This window comes from Aldersonia kunmingensis, assembly GCF_001646865.1.
Classification (GTDB): domain Bacteria; phylum Actinomycetota; class Actinomycetes; order Mycobacteriales; family Mycobacteriaceae; genus Aldersonia; species Aldersonia kunmingensis.
This window is the reverse complement of sequence record NZ_LRRB01000064.1, coordinates 1-6,079: the sequence shown is the minus strand read 5'-3', so window position 1 is coordinate 6,079 and position 6,079 is coordinate 1. Positions and strand designations below refer to the sequence as shown.

At 69.0% G+C, this 6,079-nt stretch carries 6 protein-coding genes; all 6 read left to right on the top strand.

Going from position 1 to position 6,079, the window contains the following annotated elements:
- On the top strand, nucleotides 1-663 hold a 663-nt coding region (locus A8G08_RS04585), incomplete at its 5' end, for a dienelactone hydrolase family protein (protein ID WP_068270723.1).
- 177 nt (nucleotides 664-840) lie between these two features.
- Nucleotides 841-1,644: a GNAT family N-acetyltransferase gene (locus A8G08_RS04580; RefSeq protein ID WP_068270717.1), complete on the top strand. Its 804-nt coding sequence runs from the start codon at nucleotides 841-843 to the stop codon at nucleotides 1,642-1,644.
- Entirely contained in the window at nucleotides 1,641-2,555 is a 915-nt protein-coding gene (locus A8G08_RS04575; RefSeq protein ID WP_187344431.1) for a lysophospholipid acyltransferase family protein, read from the top strand. The genes A8G08_RS04580 and A8G08_RS04575 overlap by 4 nt, the downstream gene beginning before the upstream one ends.
- Nucleotides 2,556-2,596: 41 nt before the next feature.
- Nucleotides 2,597-3,901, top strand: a complete 1,305-nt coding sequence (locus A8G08_RS04570) for a cysteine desulfurase family protein (RefSeq protein ID WP_084435945.1) — start codon at nucleotides 2,597-2,599, stop codon at nucleotides 3,899-3,901.
- Nucleotides 3,901-5,037, top strand: a complete 1,137-nt coding sequence (gene mnmA, locus A8G08_RS04565; protein WP_068270714.1) for a tRNA 2-thiouridine(34) synthase MnmA — start codon at nucleotides 3,901-3,903, stop codon at nucleotides 5,035-5,037. The genes A8G08_RS04570 and mnmA overlap by 1 nt, the downstream gene beginning before the upstream one ends.
- A complete protein-coding gene (locus A8G08_RS04560; protein ID WP_068270709.1) occupies nucleotides 5,034-6,068 on the top strand; it encodes a methionine synthase in 1,035 nt (344 codons plus the stop codon). The genes mnmA and A8G08_RS04560 overlap by 4 nt, the downstream gene beginning before the upstream one ends.
- Nucleotides 6,069-6,079: the final 11 nt, after the last annotated feature.

Below are 6,079 nucleotides of genomic sequence, written 5' to 3'. Positions count from 1 at the left end.
ATTACGTTCCCCGGGCCGAACGGCGAGGTGCGCGGCGCATGGGCGTCGGCGAGCGATCCGCGCGGCGCGGTGCTGGTGATCCACGAGAACAAGGGGCTGACCGACCACATCCGTTCGGTCGCAGGCAGATTGGCCGGTGTGGGGTATTCCGCGCTGGCCATCGACCTGCTTTCGGAGGAGGGCGGCACAGCGACGTTCACCGATCCGGCCGAGGCGACAGCGGCGTTGGGCCGCACTCCACCACAGCGTTTCGTCGCGGATATGAAGGCCGGCATCGACGAGATCGAGCGCCGCGCTCCGGGAAAGAAGATCGGGCAGATCGGGTTCTGCATGGGTGGTGGCCTGACCTGGCAGATGCTCGCCGCGAGCGAGCCGCGGCTCGCGGCCGCAGCGCCGTTCTATGGCCCGCTGCCCGAGGGCGCAAACTTCGCCGGGTCGGACGCCGCCGTGCTCGGCATCTATGCAGAGTTCGACGATCGGGTGAACGCGTCACGCGACGCGGCGGCCGCTGCGCTCTCCGCCGCGGGCCTCACCCACGAGATCGTCACCGAACCCGGCGCCAACCACGCCTTCTTCAATGACACCGGGCAGCGCTATGACCCGACGGCCGCCCAGGATGCCTGGAACAGGGTGGTCGACTGGTACGGCCGCTACCTGGGCTAACTGCGCCGCGCCGCGCACCTCTTCAAGGGTCCGCGCACGCCCAGGCGTGCGCGGACCTCGTAAAAGGTGTGCGTTCGGGCACTGGACCAACGCTCAACTGCTGTAGTTCACCGAACCTGCATCGACGCGTTACTTCGCGGTCGGTCCCGCGAAGGACTGGCTCGATACACAACAGCCATGACCACACCAGTCATCGAAACCGCCCGCAGGCGCTACTCGCTCGTTGTGTCGTCGGATCGGGCGCACCGGCTCGCCGCACAACGGCTCCGCTACGACGTTTTCGCATCCGAGCCCGGCTTCCGATTCCCGCCGAACGATCTCGGCCTGGACGAAGATCGGTTCGATCCCTACTGCGACCATCTGCTCGTCCGTGACGACATCACCGAACAGTTCGTCGGCTGCTACCGCATGCTCCCGCCCGACGGCGCCATTGCCGCCGGCGGGTACTACACCGAGTCCGAATTCGACATCTCCGCGCTCGCCGATCTTCGTCCCCACCTTGTCGAGCTGGGCCGCGCTTGCGTGCTGCCCGATCACCGCAACGGCTCCGTCGTCCCGCTGATGTGGACGGGCGTGCTGCGCTACATGCGTCTCACCGGTCATGCCTGGTTGATGGGCTGCGTATCGGTGCCGATGCGAACCAACCCGGCGAATCCCGCGGGCAGCGAGGTGCGTGGCGTGCGCGACCTCGTCCTCGCCCGGCACGCCAGCGCGCAGGATCGCCGGGTCAAGCCGCACCGGCCTGTGATCGTCGACGACAAGTCCCTCGACGAGCTTCCGGTGCCCAGCGGATTGCGCCTCCCGCCGCTAATGAATGCCTACCTGCGAATGGGCGCGTCGATCTGCGGCGAGCCCTCCCACGACCCGGACTTCGGTGTCGCCGACTTCGTCGCGCTCGTCGGCCGCGATGAAGTCAACGAGCGGTACCTGCTGCGGCTGCAGGCCGCGGCCGCCAAGCTCGAAGAAATGAGCTCGCGGTGACCGCGTCTGCCGCTGAACCGCATGCCTGGATGCCGGTATCGGGGTGCACATCGGACTGCATCGACGGCGACGGTGACCGCGTCGGGTGGTCGACCGTTGCCCTCCGCGTTGCCGGCATCCTCGGCGTGCTCGCGGCCTATCCCGCTGCACTGCTGATGACCAAGGGGCGCCGCACGCGGATTCAGCGGCATTACGCACGGGTGCTGCTGCGGCGGCTCGGCATGCGGGTGCGGGTTGTGGACCTGCGCACGGACGCGTCTGCCGATGCGAGATTCACCACATCCGGCCGCGGCACGCTCGTTGTGGCCGGCCACGTCGGCTGGACCGACATTCTGGCGATCGCGGCGGTGCAGCCGGTGCGGTTCGTCGGGCGCGCGGACCTCGCGAAGTGGCCGGTGGTCGGCCGGCTCGCCAACTTCACCGGCTTCGTCCCGATCGATCGGGCGAGCCTACGTGAGCTTCCCGGCGTGGTGGCAGGGATCGGCGCACGACTCGATGCCGGGGAATGCGTCGCGGCGTTCCCCGAGGGCACGACGTGGTGCGGACGGTCGTACGGACCCATGCGACCTGCGCTTTTCCAGGCTGCTGTGGACGCTGCAGTGCCGGTTTCCCCGGTCGCACTGCGCTATCTCGGCGCGTCCGGTGAGCCGACGACCGTCGCTGGATTCGTCGGCGACGAGTCGATGCTGAGCTCCGCCATCCGACTGCTGCGCTCGCGGGGCGTCGTTGCAGAGGTAGTGCTATTGCCGACCGAACAGCCCGGAACAGACCGCCGCGAGCTCGCCGCCCGCTGTGAGCGGGCCGTACGCGGGTACGACGCACCTGCGCCGATCGCGACCGCGCTGCGTACCGCCCCACATCGTCCAGTCGTGGCGAAGCGGCCGCCGCAGGCCCTGGCTGCCGCCTCCTGAGGCCCGGGCGCACCCTCGGGCCGGGCTATCCTGGATGCGTCATGACATCGGCACATCTGGGTCCGGCCGGAAACGGCGCCCCCACCCCGGTCTACCTCGATCACGCAGCAACCACGACGATGCTCCCCGCTGCCGTCGAGGCGATGACTGCTGTCTTCAGCACGACCGGCAACGCCGCCTCGCTGCACGGTTCGGGCCGGGCTGCGCGCCGCCGGGTCGAGGAGGCCCGTGAGTCGATCGCCGCGGATCTGGGCGCCCGGCCCTCCGAGGTGATCTTCACTTCGGGCGGAACCGAGAGCGATAACCTCGCGGTCAAGGGCATTTTCCTGGCGCGCCGAGCCGCCGACCCGCGCCGGACGAGGCTCCTGGTGAGCACCGTCGAGCACCACGCGGTGCTCGACGCCGTCGAATGGCTCGAAAAGTCCGAGGGTGCGCAGGTGACGCTGCTTCCTGTCGACGCCGACGGCGTGGTCGCACCGGACACGCTGCGCGAGGCCCTGAGCGCGTACGCCGATGAGACCGCCCTGATCAGCGTCATGTGGGCCAACAACGAGGTCGGCACGATCATGCCGATCGCCGTGCTTGCCGCGATCGCGCGCGAGTTCGGCGTGCCAATGCACAGCGACGTGGTGCAGGCCGTTGCCCAACTGCCGTTCGACTTCGCGGGCAGCGGGCTGTCCGCCGCGAGTATCGCCGCGCATAAGTTCGGCGGCCCGTTCGGCAGCGGTGCGCTGCTGCTCGGGCGCGATGTGCCGTGTGTCCCGCTGCTGCACGGCGGCGGACACGAGCGCGATCTGCGATCGGGCACCCCGGACACGGCCGGAGTCGTCGGGATGGCCGCGGCGCTGCACCAGACCGTCTCCGAATTGCCCGAGCGGGTGCCCGAGCTGAGCAGCTTGCGTGACTACCTCATCGACTCCGTGCGGGCGATTGCGCCATGCGCGGTACTCAACGGTCCCGAAGGGGTTCGTCGGCTACCGGGCAACGCGCACTTCACTTTTCCTGGTTGCGAGGGCGATTCGTTGCTGATGCTGCTCGACGCAGCCGGTATCGAGTGTTCGACGGGCTCCGCATGTACCGCAGGCGTCGCCCGGCCCAGCCACGTATTGCTGGCGATGGGAGTAGATGCCGCCGAATCCCGTGGCTCGCTTCGCTTTTCGCTCGGCCACACGTCAACCAAGGCCGATGTCGATGCGCTGATTGCCGCGCTGCCGCAGGTGCTCGCCCGCGCGCAGGCCGCCGGCCTTACTGCCGCACGCAGTGCCGTGCCGGAGGCAGCGGCCTCCGACGCTGCAGTGCCGGAGGAAGCGTCCAGCCGTAATGCGGTGCAGGAAGGAGCATTCTGATGCGTGTACTCGCCGCAATGAGCGGCGGTGTCGATTCCGCGGTCGCCGCGGCCCGTGCCGTGGAGGCCGGTCACGACGTCGTCGGGGTGCATCTCGCCCTGTCCGAGGCGCCAGGCGCGCTGCGCACCGGTTCCCGGGGATGCTGCTCGCGAGAGGACGCCGGTGACGCCCGCCGCACCGCCGATGTCCTCGGAATCCCTTTCTACGTATGGGATTTTGCGGATCGGTTCAAGGAAGACGTGATCGAAGATTTCGTCGCCTCCTACGCCGCGGGTGAGACACCGAACCCGTGCCTGCGTTGCAACGAGAAGATCAAGTTTGCCGCGCTCGCCGATCGCGCGGTTGCGCTTGGCTTCGACGCCGTGGCCACCGGGCACTATGCCCAGCTAGTCGACGGGGTCTTGCGCCGTGCGGTGGACGAGGACAAGGACCAGTCCTATGTCCTCGCAGTCCTTACCGCGGAACAGCTTTCGCGGGCGATGTTCCCCGTCGGCGATACACCGAAGCCGCAGATTCGCGAGGAGGCTGCCGCACGCGGGCTCGCCGTCGCGGACAAGCCGGACAGTCACGACATCTGCTTCATTCCCTCGGGTGACACCCGGGCATTTCTCGGCGCCCGCATCGGTGTGCGAAAGGGCAATGTCGTAGACGCCGATTCCGGTGAGGTGCTAGCGGAACACGAAGGTGTACATGGCTTTACGATCGGTCAGCGCAAGGGACTGGGGGTCGAGGGCCCGGCTGCGGACGGCCGCCCGCGCTACGTGACCTCGATCGAGCCCGAGACCGGAACCGTGCGTGTCGGTTCCGCCGAGCGGCTGCAGGTGTGGACGGTCGACGCCGAGCGCGCGATCTGGACGTCCGGGCAGGTGCCCGAGGGCGAGATCGAATGCGTGGCGCAGGTGCGCGCGCACGGCGGTATAGCGAAGGCGGTCGCGCAGGCCAATGGCGACGGGATGACCGTCCGACTGCTCGAACCGTTGACCGGTGTCGCGCGCGGCCAGGCGATCGCGCTCTACCAGCAGGATGCTGCGGGGGACATCGTGATCGGCAGTGGCACCATCACTGCGACGAGCGACAGTGGCCCGATCGCCGCCTCAGGCGGCAGTGGCGCACCCGCCGCGGCTTCCGCCCGGTGAGCGAAACACAGCGATCGCCCTTCGCCGGCGTCGCGACGGGAGTGGGCTCGTGGCCCGGCACTGATCCGCGCGAGGCCGCTGCGACGATGGTCGGCGAGCTTCCCGATCTGCCCTACCTGCCGGAACTTCCGGCCCGCGGCGTCGGCGCCGATATGGTCGGCCGCGCCAGCGCACTGCTCGTTGAAATGCAGTTCGACACCACCACCCGGGGTTACCGAATCGCGCAGCGGCCGGGTGCGGCGTCACGGAGGGCATTGGACTTTCTGCGCGAAGACATGGACGCCATCGAGGAGGCCTGGGAGACCGCGGGGCGCACCGGCGGCACCGTCAAGGTGCAGTCGATCGGCGCGCTGACGCTGGCCTCCGAGGTGGAACTTGCCAACGGTCATGTGGCGCTCACCGACCCGGGTGCCGTGCGCGATCTGGCCGGTTCGCTCGCCGAGGGGCTTGGTAACCACGCCGCCGAACTGCGCAGACGGCTCGGCGCGGACGTGGTGGTTCAGCTCGATGAGCCGTCGCTCGGCGCCGTGCTTACCGGCACCGTCAGCGGGGTGACCGGCATGGATCGGGTGCGCGCCCTCCCCGCGCCCGATGCGCTCGACCTCCTCGACGCGGTCATCGCGACCATCGGCGTGCCGGTTGCGGTACACACGTGCGCCGAGAACCCGCCGCTCGAGCTGCTACGCCGCAGCGCGGCGGTTGCGGTGAGCCTCGATGTAGCAAAGCTGACCGCGCGCAACCTCGACGACCTGGGCGAATTGCTCGATTCGGGCAAGGTTCTGCTGCTCGGCCTCGTGCCGACTGAGGAACCCGCACCGCGGCCCGCGTGGCGCGAGATCGCCGAGCCAGCGGTCACGGTGATCGATCGCCTCGGCTTCCCGCGCGCGATGCTGCGCGAGCGGGTCGGCGTCACCCCGGCATGCGGCCTGGCCGGCACCTCGCTGGACTGGGGACGCGCAGCGCTGAAGCTGTGCGGGGACGTCACGAGCGCTTTCGAGCAGGAAGCGGAGACGCTGACGTTTTCGTCATGAACGGACACCAC

What these genes read in the sequence shown, in the direction of transcription:
- mnmA (WP_068270714.1), top strand. Translation starts at nt 3,901, where the DNA reads ATGCGTGTACTCGCCGCAATGAGCGGCGGTGTCGATTCCGCGGTCGCC.
- A8G08_RS04570 (WP_084435945.1), top strand. Translation starts at nt 2,597, where the DNA reads ATGACATCGGCACATCTGGGTCCGGCCGGAAACGGCGCCCCCACCCCG.
- A8G08_RS04580 (WP_068270717.1), top strand. Translation starts at nt 841, where the DNA reads ATGACCACACCAGTCATCGAAACCGCCCGCAGGCGCTACTCGCTCGTT.